Below are 20,855 nucleotides of genomic sequence, written 5' to 3' on the forward strand. Positions count from 1 at the left end.
TGATGCTGGGTAGCTTAACTCGCGCCCGTAATCGGATCGTAAACACGTTTACAGGCTGATTGCAGGATGGAATTAATCGATAGTTTCCGCCAACAGATGGGTTTGCCCAAGCTGGGTGCGCAGCGTCACGGCCTCGCTTTGAGCGGCAGCTGCTCCAGTTTGATCACCAAGTGCTCGCAAAATCTGGCTGAGGGTGGCCAAGGCATAAGCTTTCGTCGGCAGATCGTGAATCGCCGTGGTATGCTGAATGGCTTGAATTGTGATTTGATAAGCAGTTTGGTAATCTGCCTGCTCGTGCCACGCCGCCGCCAAGTTGCTTAGGCTAATGCCCTCACCCCAACGATCACCAATCCGTTGGCGAATACTTAATGCCTTTTGATAATAATCGATCGCACGAACTGGATCACCTTGAGCTTGCACCACAGCACCCAGATTATTCAGGGTCAACGCCTCGCCCCAACCATCCTCAAGCACTTGACAACGCGTCAAAATCGCCGCCAATTGATCCCAAGCATGTTGGGGATCGCCCTGGGCAAGCGCGATTAAGGCCAAGGTATTCTGGGCTAAATTGATACTCCGTTGATCGTGAAGCAACCTATAAAACGCCAACGCCTGCTCGTGGTAGCGCAACGCCATAGCATAATTGCCTTGCAGATAGGCCAAAAAGCCCAAACTACGCAGCGCATGGGCATAGACCTGTTTCAACGGCAACGTTTGGGCAATCGCAATCGAGCGCTGAAGGCTTTGTTCGGCGGCAGCAAACTGGCCATAGTTGCGTTGCGCGATGCCAATTTGCAACAAACAGGCGGCTATATACTGCGGCAGATCAAGCGTTTGAGCTAAATCCAAGGCCTGTTGCCCAACCTGCTCGGCAGTGCGATAATCTGCTGCTGCATTAAAATGGCTAGCCAGTGCAATTGTCAAGCGCATCAGCAAACGCTGTTGCTGAAGGCTGGTTGGTTGGCGTTGAATTTGGCTAATGCTGGTTTGCAGCACGCGAATTGCTTCGTGATACAAGCCCATAAGATCGTAGAGCTGCGATAAACCAGCAAGACTTGCATGGACCAAATGGGTCGCGCCATGTTCCAGCGCCCAAAGCCATGCCTGACGAATATTATCAAGATCGTCGCGTAAAAGCCGAATGCTTGCTTGTGGTTGCGAGCCACTAAGCGCTAGCGTATGCCGACGAACAAGGGCAAGGTAGTAAACACTATGCCGTTTGGTCGTAGTCATAGCAGTCGTTGGCATGGGCTGCAATTGTTCAGCGGCATACTGTTGGATCAACCGATGCATCGAGTAGCGACCTGCATCTTGAGCCAACCAACTTTTATCAATCAAATCGCGCACCGTTAAGTGCGCTACCCCAATAATGCTACGCATCGCCGCCAGCGACCAACTGCCCCGCAACAAACTAGCCTGACTGAGCACTCGCTGTTCGTGGCGCGAAAGCAACCGCCACGAGCCATCAAACACGGCCCGCATGCTGCGATGACGGTCGGGCAAATCGCGCACGCTGGTTTGCAGAAAATCCATATCCTGCTCAATCGCTGTGGCAATTTCATCCAACCCAAGATAGTGCACCCAACGAGCGGCCAATTCAATTGCCAACGGATTACCATCAAGCATGCGACAAATCCGATCGATCCATTCCAAGCTGGCAGGATCGGCCAACATTTGGCGGGTAGCGTTGGTTCCACGTGCCAGAAATAATTGAGCACTTGTGGCAAACGTTTGATCAGCATTTGCCAACGCCAAGCCATGCAGTTGTAGCCGCTGCTCAGCTTGGATATTAAGTGGCTCGCGTGAGGTTACCAATAACACCACATGGGGACAAACATCAAGGATCGCTTGAAGATCCATGGCTTCATGGACCAGATGCTCAAGATTATCCAAAACCAATAAGACCGAGCGCTGCCCCAAATAATGCAGCAATGCTGCTTGGGGCGTATGCAGTTGTTGCGATAAGCCTAGCGTCGTCGCGATGGTTGCACTAATTCGATGGTGATCGGATGCGAGTGATTCGCCAGCACTACCCACAAAACTCACAAACCAAACTGCTTCAAAGGCCGCTTGGGCAGCATGAGCATAGGCCAAAGCTAAGGTTGTTTTGCCAATGCCCCCTAAACCGAGCAAGGTCACCAAACGTTGCTGTTTTTGCTCAATTAAGCTGTGCAAAAGCGCCAATTCATGGGTTCGCCCAATCAGCGCTTTGCTTAGTTCAGGCAAGGTTTGCAGCGTTGGATTAGGCAGGGGCGAAGTGGCAGAAGCATTGATTAAACGCTGATAAAGCGCTTGAGTCTCGGGATCAGGGCCGATCCCCAGTTCGCGCTCAAGCGTTCGTTGGCATAACAAATACTGCTCACGCAACAGACTCTGATGGCCCAACTCGGCAAAACTGATCATCAAGCGGCGATGGGCCTGCTCATGCCATGGTAAATGCACCAATTGGGCAGTTGAAAGCCGCTGAACCTCATGAAAATCGCGCATTCGCAGGGCCGAATCGGCTAAAACATCGTAGGCCAAGATTAATTGTCGATGCCGCGCCTCGCGCTGCCGTTCCAGCCAAGCATCAAATCCACTACTCGCCTCAATCGCAAAGGGAGTCAACAAATCGCCCTGATACAACCCAACTGCGCCAGTTAATTGTTCAAGACAAGTAACACATATCACTCCATGCTCATGGTTATGGGCGTGGTAGGCGGCGATCGCTTGATCAAAACGCCAGACATCGACCTGAAGTTCAGGCCATGTTTGGGCTTGCAGCACAATCCGCGCCCGATCAGCGATCAACAACGGCGCACGCTCAGGAAAGGCCTGATACAACGGATGCAGGCTGTGTTGTAATTGCGAGAAGGTTACACGCAAATTGGTACGAGCTTTGCTACTCGAATAATCTTCCCAAAGCAAGCTTGCCAGCTGATCACGCGCCCACTGGCGACGTGGATCAAGCCAAATAAGCGCCAAAAGTGCCCGAACTTTATTCGAGCGAAATTGTAGCGGTTGATCGTTGAATGTGGCACGCACAAGGCCAAAAAAACAAAACTGCATAATCCATGTCCTTCAGTGATTACGGATTGACTACGCTAGGGCGCTAAGCTGCATTCTTAGCTGCGCTGGAATAGGTTCCCTCACCCCCAATCCCGCTCCCACGGCGGCGGGCGAGGGGAGCTAGCAATCCAAGGGTAGTTTCCACAAACGCACATGCAAAGCCAGCAAAGCCGCGTAGGGCTGGGCGAGGGGAGCTAGCAATCCAAGGGTGGTATCCACTGCGAACCACCAATTCTCTGGTTTAGCGGTGGATACCTGTTCACCACCATATGTCCTTGAGGGGGTGCAGGGGGATTAAAGCCCCCTGCGTCTCCCGCCTTGAGGCGGGACGGAAGGGTGGTGATCAATGGATTATTAAAAACCTACCCCTGCAAGGAGGGAGTAAAGGCTTACCCGACTTTGTTCAAAACCGATTCCTGAAAACTGGAGGATACCCATGATGAGCACACAACCACAATCTCCGCAATCGAACGCCCATGAACCAGCCACGCGCACATTTGGTCACGATTGGCAGACTGATTTTAACCGTCAGTTGGTTGATTATCGTGAGTTTACGCTGGGCAACCCCCGGCGTGATGGCATTCCACCAATTGATCAGCCGCAATTTGAAAGTATCGACCAAGCCAAACATTGGCTCAGCCCTGACGATCCAGTTTTAGTTGTAGCCAACCAGCAACACACCACCATCTATCCACTACAAATCTTGATGTGGCATGAAATTGTCAACGATTGGCTTGGCGATCTGCCAATTGCCGTGACCTTTTGCCCATTATGCAATATTGGCGTTGTGTTCGAGCGCCAAGTTGCCAACCAACAATTAACCTTTGGCGTTTCAGGCTTGCTGCGCAAAAGTGATTTAGTGATGTGGGATCGTCAAACCGAATCGTTGTGGCAACAAGCAACAGGGCTGGGTTTGGTTGGCCATTTTGCCGGAACTCAACTCCAAATGTTGCCAAGCCTCTTGGTTGCTTGGCACATCGCCTGCGAACAAACGCCGATGATCCGTGTGCTATCACGTCAAACTGGCTTTCGGCGCAGCTATGGCCAAAATCCTTATATTGCCTACGACCAACAAACCACTCCATGGCTATTACAACAACGCCCCAATCCCCAACTACCAGCGCTGGAACGGGTGGTTGGTTTGGTGCTTGGTAACGCCGCGCTCGCCTATCCCTTCAGTATTTTAGCACGCCAGCAGGTGATTAACGATCACTATCTGGATACCTCGATCGCCATTTTCTATCAAGCAGGAATGGCTTCGGCGGTTGATGCCGCGACAATCGCCCAATCGCATGCAACTGGCATGGGCACGGCTTGGCTGCGCCAATTAGACGACCTGCTGCTGAGCTTTGAGTGGCGTGATCAAGCGATTTACGACCGCCAAACCAATAGCCGTTGGGATATTACGGGTCGGGCGGTGACTGGCCCACTACAAGGGCGACAACTTAGCCCAATTATTCATGGTAATCATTTTTGGTTTGCCTTCGCGGCGTTAATTGGTGAACAAACCCAAACTATGCGGCTCTACTGCGATATTGAGGCGATGGATACGGTTTGATTACGCATAAAGCCTATGCTTGCCGCAGTTCAACCTTTGGAGGAAAAATCAATGCCTACTTCGCTCAAAATACTTGGCGGCTTGCTCATGGCAGCGATATTAATCATACTCACGCAGCATCCCAAGGCTCAAGCAGTTCCCGCCGCCACAATTGTGTTTGATCCGGTGGTAACGTATGCCACAACTGGCAGCGGTGCATTCGTGGCAACTGGCGATTTCAATCGTGATGGCGTGGCCGATCTCGCGGCAACCTCGCGAGCCACCAATGAAATTAATGTGTTGCTTGGCAATAGTGATGGCACATTTGCAACGACGGTGGCCTATGCAACTGGCAATTTTCCAATCTCAGTCGCCGTCAGTGATGTCAACCACGATGGCAACGACGACTTGGCGGTGGTTAATTTCGGCTCAGCGTCGGTCTCGCTGTTGCTTGGCACAGGCACAGGCAGTTTCAATGCGGCGGTTAATCTACCAACAGTTGGCGCACCAGAATCAATTCAAATCGCCGATCTGAATCGTGATGGTCACCCCGACCTAGTTGTTGGCGGATTAACAGCAACCAATAATGTTGGAGTTGCGCTCGGCAATGGTAGCGGCGGGTTCGCCAGCCCCTTGCTGAGCACAGTTGGCGGCGGAGGCTATGGTATAACCGTGGCCGATTTTAACCACGATAATCGCATGGATGTGGCCAAAACGATCTATACCGACAAAGCCTATACCGTCGGTTTCGGCAATGGCGCAGGCGGATTCACGGGCGCAATCAATTATCCATTGAGCGATCTTCCCTATGGCATCGTGCATGGCGATTGGAACCACGATGGCAACCGCGATTTAGCAATCGTCATCCGCCCGCCGACCAATCAGGTAGCGGTAGTATTTGGCAGTGCCAACGGTAGTTTTGGCGCACCAAGCTACTATCCAGTTGGCCCAACCCCCGAATGGCTCACCGCCAGCGATCTTGATAACGATGGCAATCTTGATCTAGCGGTGGCGACGATCAGCGGCAACGTATGGGTATTGCAAGGCAGCAGCAACGGCATGTTTCATGATGCTGGCTCATTTAGCGGAGCATTTGTGCCCCGGGCGGTGGCCGCTACCGATTTCAACCGCGATGGCCGCAACGATTTAACAACCAGCAATGAAGGTGCGATCGTTGGGGTCTTGCTAAATCGTAGTGATAGCCAGTGTGGTGGAATTGGCTTTAACGCAACGACCACAACGGTTGGAGCCGAAACCTTGGTTGGCAGCACCACCAGCGATATGAATAACGATGGTGATCTCGATTTGGTAATCGCCAGCCCAAGCACCAACAGCATCATTATTCGCTATGATAATGGCACTGGCTCGTTTAGCAGCGCCATCAGCATTAGCCTTGGGCTGCAACCATCCGATGTAGCGGTTGGGGATGTCAACCGCGATGGCCGCAACGATTTGATTGTGGCCGCCTTTTTAGCCAATCAAGCGCTTGTGTTGCTGAATAATGGAGCTGGAAATTTCACCACCACCAGCTATCCAACGCCCTTTAATCCAGTTGAGATCACGATTGCCGATTTCAATAACGATGGCAGCCACGATTTTGCCAGCGCCAACTACAATGCCAATTCGATCAGCGTGCGCATGGGCAATGGCAGCGGTAGTTTTGGTGCAGCAACTGATTATCCAAGCGACGCGCATCCCTTCAAACTCACCAGCGTTGATCTTGATCATAATGGCTCGATCGATCTGGCGTGGGTTAATTACGTGGCAAATACCCTGAGCGTTCGCTTGAACAATGGCAATGGCACGTTTGGCCCAAGCATCAACACGGCAGTTGGGGTTGGCCCAACCTCGGTGAGCTTTGGCGATTGGAATCGTGATAGCATTGCCGATGCAGCGGTCACCAATCGTAGTGCACATACACTTTCGATTCTGCGCGGCACAGGCACAGGAGCATTCAGTGTTACCGCCACCATGCCCAGCAATCTGTTGCCAATGGATGTTTTGAGCCACGATTTTAATCTTGATGGGCGGCTCGATTTAGCCGTCTCGTACACCTCAGAATCGAGTGTCACAATTGCTCGTGGTAATGGCGATGGAACCTTTGCGGCACTTATTGGTTTTGGCCCACGAGTTGCCAACCGTGGCTTAAGCGCAGGCGATTTTAATCACGATGGCAAGATCGATCTAGCAGGAGCCAATTATCTCTCGAATACCTTGGCCGTGCTGTTGAATAGCTGTCCGGCTGCACCACCGCAGACCCCAACGCCAACTATAAGCCCAACGCCGAGCGCAAGCAGCCAACGATCGGCCTATCTGCCACTGGTCTCGCTACGTCAAATCAGCGTGTTGGCAACGCTCAATGACCAAACGATTCCAATTCGTCCGATCACAGTTCAAGGCGAAACCTACTATACAACCACAATTCAGCTAACCACAAGCTTACCGTCAGGCGGCAAATTCTATTTTTCAGCGTCACCACAGAACATCCAACCAATCCACATTGATGATGAGTTAGTAGTGCGCATAAATGGTCAAGTACGGTTCAGCCAGATCGCTACAACTCCAGTAATCGTGGAAATTCCCCGTGCAACGCTTGAAACGTGGGTAGGTCAACCACTTGAAATTGCCTTCCGCGATATGTATGGTTCGCTGGTTGGTAGTAGTCCAGTTTGGCTCATTTGGGTTCCTTAGCGCGATGTGGTTCCCAGATTTGATCCACGAAGGACACGAAGCGCACGAAGGACGAAACCGCGAAGCACGCGAAGCTTAATTTTTTAGCCACAGATTGCACAGATGGATGCGATTATTCTGTTGTGCCACGTGCTTGAACCCTAACCTCTGAATCCTGATCTCTGAATCCTAGCCCCTGGAACCCTCTGCGCCTCTGCGTTAACATCCGCCCCTTGTAAAAATAGAAAGGGGTCAGGAATGCAGGCTTTGCTTAAACCTGATCCCTGACCCCTGACCACTAGCCCCTAATTTCAGCGATTAACCATAATCACCGGAGCATAGATCGTGGTATTAATTGCCCACTTATAAACACTACCGGAACAGAGATCAGTCGATTTCGTGCCTGTGCCATCATCATCGCTGACCACTCGTAGGTTGGCACTCAGCGGCGCGTTAGCCCACGTATAGTTGAGCGTACGTGAGGCTCCCACTGCCAACGGCTGATCAAGCACAAAAGTTTGCAGCGCCGTATTACCGTGATACAAGGTCAATGGCATGCCAGTTGGAATCGCCAAATTGCCGCTGGCATTCTCCAAGATGATGCTGATTTGCTGATTTTGCTGTACAACCCGTACCAACAAACCATTGTCGCGACACATCGCATACAGCACAACCTCATCGCAGCCTTGGCCTTGATTATCGTCGGTCACACAAACTTTGGTCGTGTAGTTGCCAATTGCGCTAAAGCTATGGCTGGCACTGGTGCTAGTCACTTGGGCCGCCAATGGAATCGTATCAATCGCCCCATCGCCCCAATCGATGCTGGCGGTTTTGGTGTCATTGGCAAATGGGTCGGTCAAGGCCAAATCAAGGGTAAATTGCTGATCATAGATTTGGAACTGATCAGACCCAGCCGCGACGGTCGGCGCAACGTTGCGCACCAGCACCGTGCCATTGACAATGGTTTCAGCGCCATCATCATCAAGAATCTTGACCGCGACTGGACGGGTGGTAGTTCCGTCAAACGAGCGGGCATCGAAACGGGTGATCGCCGTAGTCGAATCGTCAAATGCGCCATCGTTATCGAGATCCCAAGCGACCGTCAATGGATCATACTCGTTGCCAGCATCATCGATCATCACGGCCAAAATGCCGAATTCGCCTTCGTTGACCACCATCGTATTGGTAAAGATGCCAGTTGGAGCCAGATTCGCCACAGTTACATCGACACTGGTTGCATTTACCTCGCTAGCTTCATCGGCAAAGGCAAAGGCTTCCACACTAATTGGCGTACCTGCATCATCCTCGGGGTAAAGAATGTCAACCGTTGCAGTTAATGTTGCACCTGGCTCAAGCGTCAATGCTTCCGGCACATCCAACACATTGCCAATCCGTACCTCAACAATATCGGCCTCGTCGGGCAAATCAAGCTCGATTTGCAGATTATTGGCCGTGGCTGAGCCTTGATTGACAAGCGTCAACAGATATTCGACAACTTCACCTTCATTGATTGCTGTACGATTTGGCTCAATCGTCATGCTCAAATCAGCCACCGCCACAACTTCCGCGAAGCTGTATACAGCGTTATTGTTCAAATCTTGGTCATACGAATCGCTATCAACGGCCACCAAGGTTTCCAGATAGTCACGTTGATTTGGGCCAACCGAAAGCTGAATCGCGAAGGTTTCAGCCTGATCAACGCTCATCATGCCAACCTCGCAATGCACCAACTCAGCTTCTTGAATACAGCCAACATCAGCCGATGCTAGGCTGGTTCCGGCTGGTAAGTAAAACTCAATAACTACATTTGCTGCATCCGAAGGGCCGGTATTGGTGATGGTAGCGGTCAGGGTGGTCAATTCACCAGCATTCACCATTTGATCGTAGTCTACAGTCAAGGCTAAATCCGATAAACGTTCGACGGTAAAAGCCAACTCGCCAACATTATCGATCGCCGAAGTTTCACTATACAAGCTCGTATCGTTGATAACCAATTCGCTAGTATGCGAGATCAGCGTGCCTTCGGCGACCTCGGGCTTGACCTGCCAAGTCAGGGTTGTAGCGCTATTTTGGCTGCCTGCCGCAATAGCGCCAAGGCTACAATTAATGGTTGTCGCAGCGCCATTCGTCGTAACCCCACAGCCATCAGGGTCATCCAGCGTGACCAGGCCATTTGCCAACATCCGATCGATCACGGCAACATCAAGCGCCGGATTCAAGCTGATATTCTTGGGAGCAAGCGTATAGCTGTAGCTTTCGCCAGCCACGATATAGCCGCCAATCAAGCCTTCATAGCCCATCACCAAATCGGTAGCCATGGCATTCGCTTCGACCGTGACATACAACGGTAAGGTTTGGGTATAGCCCTCGCTACTGGCATGCAGCAACACTTCATAGGTTCCAGGCGCAGTATCAATCAACGCGCTCAGTTCAAGGTTGACCAATTGACCAACTTCAGCCGTGGCGCTCGACAAGTTGACAAAGAACAATTCTTCATCGGCAGGCTCTTCGATGCTGAATTCGATTGGCGAAACCCATTCGTTGCCATCAATATTCAAAACGTAGGGCGCAGCAACTTCATGTGGGCGGGCGGCTTGATCTTCAGCAACTTCAATATAGAAGCCAGTGACGGCCAAAGTCAGGGTTTTGGTATAGGCATGCTCGTTATCAAAAGCTAGTAAGGTAATTGGATATTCGCCATACTCCAGATCGATCGTATCGGTTAAGATCAGGCGGGTCTGTTCACCTGGCATAAAACTTGAGCGGGTAAACGACCAATCGACCCCAAACGGTATATCCAGCACATCAACGAAAATCTCATCCTGTTCGCTGAATTGATAGGTTGCATCAATTTCAACGCTAGTGCTATTGAAGTTGGTCAAGGTCAGGTTATCAACGCTGGTACGCAACGTAAAATCAGGCTCATTCACCATCACCGGAATATCGAGATAGTGTGCGGTTCCATTCGATAGGGCCACCAAGGTTACGGTGTAGGTTCCGCCGAGCAAACTAGCGGCAGGCGTGAGCACCACACTCGATTGCACACCAGCCAAGGTCGGGGTTACGATTGGCGTGGTGATATGAGCGGCAAAACCCTCAGGCAAACCAGCAACTTCAATAAATATTTGCTCTGGATACGGATTGATGCTCGAAGCAAGCGTTAAGTTGCTTGTGCCCGCCACTCCCGCATCCAAGGTCAATTCGGTTGGATTGGCCGTGATACTGAATGGCGCAACCAATGGCGTAGCCGTAACGGGAGCAGCTGTCGAGGTTCGGCCAGTGCCTGAATCGTAGCCAATCACGGTTAGCTCATAGCTTTGATTGGCATTTAAGCCCGTGATTGTTTGGGATAAAGCATCGCCAATATCCACAATATAGCTATCTTCATCAAACTGATCGGCTTCATTGCGCACATGAATTTCATAGCCATCAACATCAGGATCGGGATGCTTGGTCCAAGCCAGATCCAAACTACCATAGCCTGGGGTAATCACGCTGGTGGTCGTCCAAGTTGGTTGCCATGTGTGCAATACGCTCACGGTGTTCGGGAAATAGTGGCGGCTTGGCGGATTTTGGCCGTCGTTGACTTCGAGCCACAGATTGTAAACCCCACTCTTGAGCGAGGAAAGATCAAGCGTTTCGTCGGCGTTTTGCAAGCCTTCAGCATAATCAAAGCTAACTAAAGGATACCCACTAAACTTGGTCACCGTGCCAACATCAACCGTAATCGTTTCGGTCGCCATAATCCCATCGGGGCGCATAAAGTTATTAGTTTTGGTATAGCTAGCAGTGTCAGTAATTGTATCTTGGCTAGCGTAAATCGTCGCAGTCGAAGTAAATGGCGTGCTTTGGGTCCAAGTCAAATCAACACTATTATTGCCATCGTTCTGGTTGGTCACGGCCAAATCACTAATCGGAGGGCCATAAACCGTGCCGCTAACATTGATAATAAAATCATAGGCGGGAGCGCGATTCAACACCAACTTCCATTCACCAAGCGCAGCATTAGTCACATTCAGGCTAGTTTGCAGCATTGGTGGTGCAGCAGCATTACCTTCTTGGGTAATTGGGTCGCGAATATCGCGTGGATCAACCAAGGTTTCGCTGAAATTTAGATTACCAGCTGCGTTACTGCCAGTCATTCGCAAGCCATCGGGGCGCACTAAGCTCACCTGAATATCGGTATCATAGCTTAAGCGCAACATATTGATCATCAAGTCGCCAGGGCGGGTCATTTCGACGGTACTGATGATAATTTCTTGGTTGTTGAAGCTATAGTCGTTAAATAACGCTAGATCTTCAGCGCTCAGGCTAGCGCGATTGAGTTGCTGTTGGGCATTCAGATCGTGCAAATATTTGGCGCGGCGCAGTGATGGCGCATCGATCAAACGATAATCATCAACATTGCCCACGCTAAATCGGCCACTGGTATCAACGTAAATTCCATAGTTGGCTCCGGCAATATTGACGCTGGCTTTGAAACCCCAAACATCACCACCGCCGCGCTTGAACTTGCCAAACTCCATGCCTGCGCCAAAAAACAGGTCGCTACCCGGCAGGGTCAAACAAACATCTTGATCATCGAAAGGCCAGGGCATCCAGATCCGCCAGCAGCGATCAACCAATGCGCCACGTTTAACTCCCACCTCGCCATAGATCCGCCCAACCAAGTTGAACGCACCATCTTTCGTCCAAGCGGTCAGTTTCATATTGCCACGAGCAATCACGGCATTAATATTCATTTCGGCGGTAAAGAGGAAGGGCACTGCACCATCGGTAAAGCGCATCTTGGCACTAGCCCGAGCAGCCTCAAACATCGAGAAAATCTTCATCGATGCGCCGATACCAATCTCAAATTTATAGGGGTTTTTGACATATTCCATGGACATATTGCCATCGGCAGTCACGGCGCGGAAGCTACCAATCCCCATTTTGCTCTCGATCGTGGCGCTCATCTCGATTTTGGTCACATTGCTAGTCAGGGTAACCGTGCCTGAAATCCGCGTGAGATCAAAGCCACTTGCGCCTAAAGGAATCGTACATTTAAGCACCACCCCAACTTTGCGCAATTGGAATTCGTTCAGGGCATCCGTCGAAGCGGGGGCGATCCGCATCGCGACGGTTTGATTGCTACCAGCAAAAATCTCGACACTCACGCCCAAGCCACTACAGCCAGCACCGCCCGAATTAGGCAATTTCAATTCACCACCAGCTGCGATGACCCAGCCGTTGCCTTCCTTTTTGAGCGTGCCTTCGAGAGTCAGCGACATGTCGCCAACTTTGATTTCAGGCAGCTTGAATGAGCCGCCACCAATCGAAAAGCCTTCTTTAGATATTTCGATGTTGTAGACCGAAACGGATAGCCCCCCCCATTCTTTGGGAATCGCAAAGGTTGCCTCGCGGGCCTTGACTGTACCATTTTCGATGCTGGCCTCTTTGATCGCCAACTTCATGCCAGCAATCGTCAACTCGAAGCTATCAACGTCGCCTGTTACCTTGCCATCTTTATCGATTCGCACAAGGCCTTCGGCTTCGGCAGTTTGCGAGGCCAGCGTGATTGAGACTTTGCCCGCAAACACAAAGCTATACGATTTATCTTGCTTATAATCGAGGCCGAGCGTGCCCGAAATCGTGACCGAATTGGTTGGGCTAGGCTCACCATTTTGCTTGCCAATCGTAAATCTGACCGGAATTTTGACCGCCGCATCACCAAACGACAGGCCGTTTTCATCAATCACCACTTTAGTTAAGGCAATTTGGGTGCTGCCAAGAATTGGTGGCAAGGTCAAGCTGGCCGAATTGGTCGCGAAGCGTTGAGTATTGAATTCAACATTTTTCAATTCCAGCTTCGAACTAGCCACCGTCAGGGTTAGTTCTTTGAGTTTGCCCGAGAATTTACCCTTTTTATCCCATTTCGCAGCAAATTTAGTTTCCATCTCGCTGCTCTTGATCAACACCTTGAGCGTGCCTTCAAGCTCTAGCTCCATGACTGGGCTGGTAATTGGGTTGGTTACCACAAATTTAACTTTATTTTTGGTAAAGCGAATACTCTCGCCAAGCCCAAAATCTGGTAAATCGGTGGCAACTGCGCCTTCGCCAATCGCCAAGCCCTGCTTGGTAATCGAAACTTTCTTGACCGTGATCGTTAGTTTTTTATCTTCTTTTTTCTTATCGCCTTCCTTAGGTGCAGCAGGCGGATCGCCAGCGGCAGGCGGTTTCGGTTCTTCCTTCTTCTCAGATGGGAAGGTGATCGTAAAACTGGCTTCACTGACTTTCAAGCCAGTATTGGTAATTTCGACTTCCTTCATTTCCAAGTCGTGGCCGGCAATTTTCAACTTCAGCTCTTTGATTGTGCCTTTGACATTCCCTTTCCAGTCAATTTTCAATTCGACCGGAATTTTGCGATCATTATCGGCAACATGCAAATCGAGGGTACTATCAATTTGCAGGCTAAAGCCATCTTTGTTGTCGTACATGATGGTGGCCGAGTTTTTGATAAACGAAATTGCTGGTGTATAGGCTCCAGTTTCGCTCAGCGCCACCGATTGCGCCAACAAACTGGTGGGGGTAAGCGGGTTTGTAGCAGTAATTGGCTTGCCCAAAGGATAAATATTGGGCAGCGGAATTTTAACCCCAACCCCACCAAAGTTGATCGAATTTGAGGTCACTTCGATCTCCGAGATAATTCCGGTTAGCTCACCTAGCTCCTTGGGCATAGTCAAAAGTGCTTGCTTAACTTTAATTTTATCGCCACTGAAGGTTGCATTTTTAACTTTAACCTTCAAGCCTGCAAAATACATTTCAAATTCATTGATTTTGGCTTCGCCCTTACCGCCTGGCTTGATCACCCCCGTCACACGCAAGGTGTTTTTCTTGACCGTCCCAGAAACTGGATTCGTCCCAGTGATTGGGTTCGTGCCAGTCAAAATACTGCTTGGTTGCAACAACGTGGTGGTGGTCATGTTGGTAGTTGGGGTCAAGGTCGAGGTGGTGGTAATGGCAGGCAGCGAAACTTTGAGTTCGGTCATAAAGCCCGCTTCGCCCGACAAAATTGCCACATCGCTAATCACGGCGCTCCCTAAAAGCTGGAAGCCCGCCAACTGCTTGATCGTTGGCGTAATTGTAGGACTTGGCTTGATAAAAGGCTTATCTTTGGTTACATCAATTGTAAAATCGCCCTTGAACAAAGGAAAATTTTCTTGAATTTGGGCAACATTGCCGTAGGTTTCAATAATTGTTGGCGTGCCAACGGCATCCCATTTAATTTTATCGTTGGGGCCGAGGCGAAGATGATAGGTATATTTGCCATCTTTTTTAAAGCCAATTTCGACCGCGCCGCTGGCTTCAGTCTGACCAAAAATAGTCGTAAATTCCTCGGCAGCAATTGCGATCTTGCCAACATCTTGTTGGGTACGATTGGTTGAATTAACTTTAGTGCTAATTTTGGCGGTAGCAGGTTTGGTATCGGGGTTGACAATAAAGGTATCTTTGACCGTCAAGGTACTGATCAAAGCCCCATTGCCCTTCATCAACACAGGCACTTGGTAGGTTTTGCTTTGGTTGACATTCAAATTGCCAACCGCACAAACTAGTTGTTCGCCATCTTTTAATACACAATCATTAACCGAGCCTTGCAAAATACCGTTGGCTGGCAAACGCTGGCTCAACTCGACTAAGGAAGCTGCTTGACCACCAGTATTACTAACGGTCACGGTATAAGTAATGATTGAGCCGAAATTGGTTTGCAACGGAGCCGTAGCGGTAACCACCAACTTGGCATGGGGCGTTTGCACTGGGTTATTCAAGGCTACTTGAGGCTGAATCCGCAAGCCACTAAAATCGGCTTCGGCTTGTTGGCTGGGCAAGTTGGGTACAAATTGGCTGGTAGCTGGGCGACTTGGAATAAAGGTTTGGGATTTAAGCTTAACTGGACTACTTGGGATGGCGGGCACAACCACCGTTTCTGCTGGGTCAAGCGCTGGTTGTGGGGCTGCTTCAACCACAGACGCACTTGGGGCAAACCCTGAATCTGGGGCAGTGGCAGGCATTTGGGCCGCCGCCAAAGCATCAAATTCTTGGGCAAATATACGCGGGTCGCCATCAGGTCGGGCAGTCATCTGCCAGGTTGCACCAATCGCGGCTTGGTTGCTCTCCCACAAATAGGTATCATCCTGTATAGCGGAACTCTGCGTCGGATCGTTGCTGCTTGGCTGCATCGGCAAACCCAAGGCAGCGCGATTCAGATAATAGCTAATTTGCTCCTCGATCGCTTTGTCGCCTGCAATTTCAGGCAAATTACCATTAAACACATCTTGGACGGCTAATAATGCAGCTTCTTGGAACAAATCGGGATCAGCAGCAGCAACCCGTTGCAAATAGGGATCAAGTTGCTCGTTACGGTCACGAATTAAGCCAGTGGCAGGGGATTGTTGGGAAGTTGCTTGATCGCTCGGTGCAGCAGACGATGCGTAAGGATAGACCATCATTTGGAAGGCTAACAGCAAAATCAAACTCATGCTCACGACTCGGGCAAGCTTACTAGTTTCGCGAATCATAGCAACCCCTTTATACAATCACCAAGCACACTCGCTAAAAAAGGCGCACTAAACTACCCAGCAAGCCTTAAAGCTGGCGCTGAAGCAACAACCAATACATAGGAGTGGAAGCAAGCTACACGATAAGCCCAAGCCCTAGGCCTGCCTATAGGCTATTCGTCCTGTCGAACGATTTATCCCCCTTTGGAAGGGAACAGCACTATAATAAAGCGTGGACTAATGAGGCATAGCTAGCTAGCAAATAGGTTATTTTAGCCAGCAAATTGAGGTGTTGTGTATGTTTACGGTCGGCGAATTTGCCCGCATTGCGCAGGTTTCCAAGCGTTTTTTGCGCTACTACGATGAATTAGGCCTGTTTCCGCCAGCAAGCATCGACCACGCCAATGGCCGACGCTACTACAGCGCTGAGCAATTACCAGCCTTGAACCGAATTTTGGTGCTCAAAGATTTGGGCTTTTCGCTCGATCAAATTAAAGATCTCGCCCACGATCAGATCTCTGCTGAGCAGATGCAACAGCTCTTACGTCAGAAAAAAGCTGAGATCGAAGCCCATTTGCGCGAAGAAACTCAACGTATTCATCGCATTGAATCACGCTTGAATGCACTGAATGATTTTGACAAGCCGCTGAATGTGGTGCTCAAGCCAATGCCCAGCCAAAACGTGCTCAGCACCCGCATCGTCGCCGAAAATTTCGAATCAGGCTTGCAGGCGATTCAACAGATTCGTCAACATCTGCCAACCAGCAAACGCTATGGCTTGTGCTTTTGTATCTGTCAAGATAGTACGACCTCAATCTATGATATGGATTTGGAAATTGGCTGTTTTATTGAGCAAACCAAGCATGCACCAATCAAAATTTCGCCCCAATTTGAATTACAGTTCAACCAACACCCCGCCAGCGAACTGATGGCCACCAGCGTGGTACAAGGCCCGCTTGAGCGCATTTTGACCAGCTACGAGCAAATTGGCCGTTGGGCCGAACTAAATGGCTATCGACCAATCGGCATGCCGCGCGAAATTTCGTTGCAACTGCCGCAAACCAGCGATGCCAGCGATTTACTGACCGAAGTGCAATTTCCGATCGAGCCAATTAAATGAGTAAACAATGAGAAGCCTAAAATAGGGCTTGCAGTTAACGTTACGTGAAGATTTAGACTGCTCATGGATTTGATTTTTATCGAGGAAAACACCCATGACAGCTAAAAATCTGGTTTTGGTCACAGGTGGCACGGGCAAAACAGGTCAGCGGATTGTCGCCCGCTTACAAGCCCAGGGCATCAAGCTACGCATTGGCTCGCGTTCAGCCAGCCCCAGTTTCGATTGGAATGATCAACAAACTTGGCCGGAAGCCTTGGCCGATGTGCAAAGCGTCTACATCTGCTACCAACCTGATCTGGCGATTCCGGCTGCAATCGATACAATTCGGGCCTTTTGCCAGTTGGCGGTTGCCAGCGGAGTTAAACATTTGGTGCTGCTCTCGGGGCGCGGCGAACCAGAAGCCCAAGCCTGTGAGCAAGTTGTGCAAACCGCAGGCGTAGCTTGGACGATTATGCGAGCAGGCTGGTTTATGCAAAATTTTAGCGAATCATTTTTTCACGAGCCACTGCTCAATGGCCAAATCTTCTTGCCCGCCAGCGATGTCAAAGAGCCATTTATTGATGCCGATGATATTGCCGATGTGGCGGTGGCCGCCTTGACTAACGTTGAACAACATCAAGGCCAATTGTATGAAATTACTGGGCCGCGCCTCATGACCTTTGCCGAAGCCATTAGCGAAATTGCCCAAGCCAATGGCCGCCCAATCGATTATCAGCCCATTCCGATCGAGGCCTATCTGGAAGCATTACGCGAACAACAGTGGCCTGCCGACATGCTTTGGTTGGTCGAATATTTGTTTAGCCAAGTGCTTGATGGCCGCAATGCCTACACAACCAATGGAGTCGAACGCGCCTTAGGTCGCCAGCCCAACGACTTCAGCAAGTTTGCGCGTGAGGCCGCAGCCCGTGGCGTTTGGCAACTTGCCAGCGTCAGTCGCTAGCGTTTCCGCATTACAACCCTGCTCTCACTGATTGGGAGCAGGGTTTTTAAAGGAGCAGGGTATGACGATTTTGGTAACCTATGCTAGTCGCGGTGGGGCAACGGCAGGAGTGGCCCAAGCGATCGCCAAAGTTTTGATTGAACAAGGTTTACAAGTAACGCTGCTACCAATGCAGCAAGTGCACGATCTGAGCAACTATCAGGCGGTCGTTGCAGGCAGCGCCATTCACAAAAATAATTGGTTGCCCGAGGCACTGACCTTTGTCAAACAGCATCAATCAGCGTTGCAAACCAAACCATTTGCAGCTTTTTTGACCTGCTTGGCCTTGGCAATGACCAAACAGCCTGAAAAAACTCGCACTGATGTAGCTCAATGGCTGCAACCAGTACGTAATTTGGTGCAGCCATGTAGCGAAGGCCTATTTGCTGGCGTATTGGATTTAAGCAAAATCAGTTTGGGCTACCGAATGTTATTTCGCGGCGCAATGCTAGTGCGACGCTGGCGCGAGGGCGATTATCGCAATTGGCCAGCGATTGAAGCATGGGCCGCTGCGCTACCAAGTCAACTAATCTGAAACACAAAGGGATGAAGGGTCAGAGTATTTATTTTAACCACGAAGATCACGAAGAACATGAAGGGCTGAAACCGCGTAGCACACTACGTTATGTTTATCCACAAATTATGCTTTTGCTATCCCTAGTGGGCTATAACATTGACTTAGCGCTATGCTCAATCCTAGCCCCTAGCCCCTGAATCCTGACCCCTATCCACCCTCTGCGCCGCTGCGTTAATTGATCCGATCCTTGATCAATGTTTAAGTCGTGGATCGAGGGCATCACGTAAGCCATCGCCAAGCAAATTAAAGCCCAGCACAGTCAGCATAATCGCGATCCCAGGAAACAAGGCATACCACCATTGGCCAGTACCGACATATTCGCGGGCGGTCGAAAGCATCGAACCCCACTCAGGTCGCGGTGGTTGTGCACCCAGCCCCAAAAAGCCCAAGGCCGCCACACTGGTAATCGATGAAGCCACGCTCAAGGTCATTTGGACCAAAATCGGGGTTAAGCTGTTGGGCAAAATATGCCGCAACAACATGCGCATTCGGCTCACGCCAACCGCCTCGGCAGCGTTAATATACTCTTGATTACGCACACTCAACACCGCTGCTCGGGCAATTCGCCCGAAAATTGGAATTTCGACCACCGCCACTGCCAACATTGCATTGAACAACGGTGGATCAAAAATCGTTTGCAAAATTGGCAATTCGGTAATTTGTTGACTAAATTTATACGAAAACGATTCACGGTTATTGCTAATTGCGGTCAATGCAATTGCCAAGAGAATCGAGGGAAACGCTAGCAAAATGTCCATTAGCCATGTCGCGACTGTATCAATAATGCCGCCGAAAAAGCCCGAAATCAAGCCCAGCAACGAGCCAAAAATTACCGCCAATATCACTGCAAATGTGCCCACCGTCAGCGAAATTGGCGCACCATGCAACACCCGAATAAAGATATCGCGACCTAATTGATCGGTGCCAAATGGCCGTTCAAATCTGCCCCACGGAATATCTTTGCGGGCTTTGTCGATGCTTTTGCTAGCAGCGTCGGCCCGTTCTTCGGCGGTCATCAGCCACGATGGCGGTTGTAGTTTGTTGGCAGTATCACGATTGAGCGTCTGATCGAGCGGTTGCACCAAGGGCGTGATAATCGCAATTGCAAACAGAAAAGCACAAATGACCATTCCCAAACGGCCAACCGTGCTACTAAACAGCCGCCGCCGCGCATCACTCCAAAGCGAACGCGGCTTACGCGAAAGTAACGCTTGATCGCTCGTTGGTTTATTGGTGATAGTTGGTTCAGTTGTCGCCATAATCAACCTTTACAAACAAGTTGCATCCACAACGCCGAGCAGCGTTACTTATATTGAATTCGTGGGTCAAAGAAGCGGTAGGAAATATCGACCAAGGTATTGATTAACACAAATACCAATGAAACGAACATTACGCCACTTTGTACCACCGGATAATCGCGGGCCAAAATGCCATCGAGCAACCAGCGCCCAATTCCAGGCCATGAAAACACCGTTTCAGTCAAAACAGCGCCGCCTAGCAAAAACCCTAATTGCAGCCCAATCACCGTAATGACTGGAATTAAGGCATTGCGTAGGCCATGGCGCAAAATTGTAATCCGCGCTGATAAACCTTTAGCACGGGCCGTGCGAATATAATCTTGATACAGCACTTCGAGCATGGCCGAACGAGTCATGCGGGCGATACTGGCAAGTGGCACAGTTGCCAAGGCAAGGCTAGGCATAATCAAATGCTTAAAAGCGTTCATGGTAATGTCGAAACGCCCAAGCAAGAGGCCATCAAGCAAATACAGGCCTGTGATTGGCTCGAACGAGCCTTGCAAGCTAGTATCAAGCCGCAAACTTGGATCAAGCCATTTCAGTTTGACCGAAAAGAGGTATTGCATCATCAAGCCCAACCAAAAGATCGGGATTGAAACGCCCAGCAAGGCTACAATCATGCTGCTGGCATCGATCCATGAGCCACGTTTGGTCGCTGCAACCACGCCTGTGGTCACACCAACCACCACCGCAATCAACAAAGCACTCAAGGCCAACTCGATCGTCGCGGGAAAACGCTGCTTTAATTCTTTGGAGATCGCTTGGCGGGTTTTGATTGAATCGCCAAAATCGCCAGTAGCAAAATTGGTGATATAGGTAACATATTGGCTTTCAAAGATGTTGCCGCTCTCAAAATTAAGAAACAAGGGGCGATCAAGTTTGAGTTTGGTGCGCAAGGCAGCGCGTTGTTCGGGGGTTGAGCGTTCACCGAGAATGATAATCGCCGGATCACCGGGGATCGTTCGCAGCAGGGTAAAAACCAAGAGCGAAATTCCAAGCAGGACGGGAATAATGCCAAGCAGCCGACGAAAAATATACCCAACCATGCATTCTTCCTTACTATACGCCGCTTGTTAGAGTTAAGTGCTAACA

9 protein-coding genes are annotated in these 20,855 nt (G+C 50.2%); 5 read left to right on the top strand and 4 right to left on the bottom strand.

What is annotated here, in order from left to right; translation table 11 throughout:
- Positions 1-72: 72 nt before the first annotated feature.
- Complete coding sequence (locus tag ABEB26_RS13725; RefSeq protein ID WP_345722594.1) at positions 73-3,048, bottom strand: ATP-binding protein; 2,976 nt, start codon at positions 3,046-3,048, stop codon at positions 73-75.
- Between the two features lie 436 nt (positions 3,049-3,484).
- On the opposite strand from ABEB26_RS13725, the gene ABEB26_RS13730 reads away from it, so the two are divergent.
- Together ABEB26_RS13730 and ABEB26_RS13735 are read left to right on the top strand one after the other, a co-directional pair.
- Positions 3,485-4,606, top strand: a complete 1,122-nt coding sequence (locus tag ABEB26_RS13730) for a DUF3179 domain-containing protein (RefSeq protein ID WP_345722595.1) — start codon at positions 3,485-3,487, stop codon at positions 4,604-4,606.
- Positions 4,607-4,657: 51 nt separating this feature from the next.
- The gene (locus ABEB26_RS13735) at positions 4,658-7,276 is read left to right on the top strand and encodes an FG-GAP-like repeat-containing protein (RefSeq protein ID WP_345722596.1); all 2,619 of its coding nucleotides are present in this window, start codon (positions 4,658-4,660) and stop codon (positions 7,274-7,276) included.
- A 290-nt stretch (positions 7,277-7,566) separates the two neighbouring features.
- Here ABEB26_RS13735 and ABEB26_RS13740 read toward each other — a convergent pair whose 3' ends face one another.
- Positions 7,567-15,810: a PKD domain-containing protein gene (locus ABEB26_RS13740; protein ID WP_345722597.1), complete on the bottom strand. Its 8,244-nt coding sequence runs from the start codon at positions 15,808-15,810 to the stop codon at positions 7,567-7,569.
- Positions 15,811-16,087: 277 nt separating this feature from the next.
- On the opposite strand from ABEB26_RS13740, the gene ABEB26_RS13745 reads away from it, so the two are divergent.
- From ABEB26_RS13745 to ABEB26_RS13755, 3 genes are all read left to right on the top strand, one after another.
- The gene (locus tag ABEB26_RS13745) at positions 16,088-16,909 is read left to right on the top strand and encodes a MerR family transcriptional regulator (RefSeq protein ID WP_345722598.1); all 822 of its coding nucleotides are present in this window, start codon (positions 16,088-16,090) and stop codon (positions 16,907-16,909) included.
- A gap of 94 nt (positions 16,910-17,003) precedes the next feature.
- A complete protein-coding gene (locus ABEB26_RS13750; protein WP_345722599.1) occupies positions 17,004-17,849 on the top strand; it encodes an NmrA family NAD(P)-binding protein in 846 nt (281 codons plus the stop codon).
- Between the two features lie 61 nt (positions 17,850-17,910).
- Positions 17,911-18,423 (top strand): flavodoxin domain-containing protein, encoded by a 513-nt coding sequence (locus ABEB26_RS13755; RefSeq protein WP_345722600.1) that lies wholly within the window; start codon positions 17,911-17,913, stop codon positions 18,421-18,423.
- Positions 18,424-18,656: 233 nt separating this feature from the next.
- On the opposite strand, the gene ABEB26_RS13760 is transcribed toward ABEB26_RS13755, so the two are convergent.
- On the bottom strand, positions 18,657-19,724 hold the full coding sequence (locus ABEB26_RS13760; protein ID WP_345722601.1) for an ABC transporter permease: 1,068 nt from the start codon (positions 19,722-19,724) through the stop codon (positions 18,657-18,659).
- Between the two features lie 44 nt (positions 19,725-19,768).
- Entirely contained in the window at positions 19,769-20,809 is a 1,041-nt protein-coding gene (locus tag ABEB26_RS13765; protein ID WP_345722603.1) for an ABC transporter permease, read from the bottom strand.
- Between the last annotated feature and the right edge of the window lie 46 nt (positions 20,810-20,855).

The sequence above is a fragment of the Herpetosiphon gulosus genome (assembly GCF_039545135.1).
Classification (GTDB): domain Bacteria; phylum Chloroflexota; class Chloroflexia; order Chloroflexales; family Herpetosiphonaceae; genus Herpetosiphon; species Herpetosiphon gulosus.

Coding starts and splice junctions, on each gene's coding strand:
- ABEB26_RS13725 (WP_345722594.1), bottom strand. CDS start 3,048: ATGCAGTTTTGTTTTTTTGGCCTTGTGCGTGCCACATTCAACGATCAA.
- ABEB26_RS13730 (WP_345722595.1), top strand. CDS start 3,485: ATGATGAGCACACAACCACAATCTCCGCAATCGAACGCCCATGAACCA.
- ABEB26_RS13735 (WP_345722596.1), top strand. CDS start 4,658: ATGCCTACTTCGCTCAAAATACTTGGCGGCTTGCTCATGGCAGCGATA.
- ABEB26_RS13740 (WP_345722597.1), bottom strand. CDS start 15,810: ATGATTCGCGAAACTAGTAAGCTTGCCCGAGTCGTGAGCATGAGTTTG.
- ABEB26_RS13745 (WP_345722598.1), top strand. CDS start 16,088: ATGTTTACGGTCGGCGAATTTGCCCGCATTGCGCAGGTTTCCAAGCGT.
- ABEB26_RS13750 (WP_345722599.1), top strand. CDS start 17,004: ATGACAGCTAAAAATCTGGTTTTGGTCACAGGTGGCACGGGCAAAACA.
- ABEB26_RS13755 (WP_345722600.1), top strand. CDS start 17,911: ATGACGATTTTGGTAACCTATGCTAGTCGCGGTGGGGCAACGGCAGGA.
- ABEB26_RS13760 (WP_345722601.1), bottom strand. CDS start 19,724: ATGGCGACAACTGAACCAACTATCACCAATAAACCAACGAGCGATCAA.
- ABEB26_RS13765 (WP_345722603.1), bottom strand. CDS start 20,809: ATGGTTGGGTATATTTTTCGTCGGCTGCTTGGCATTATTCCCGTCCTG.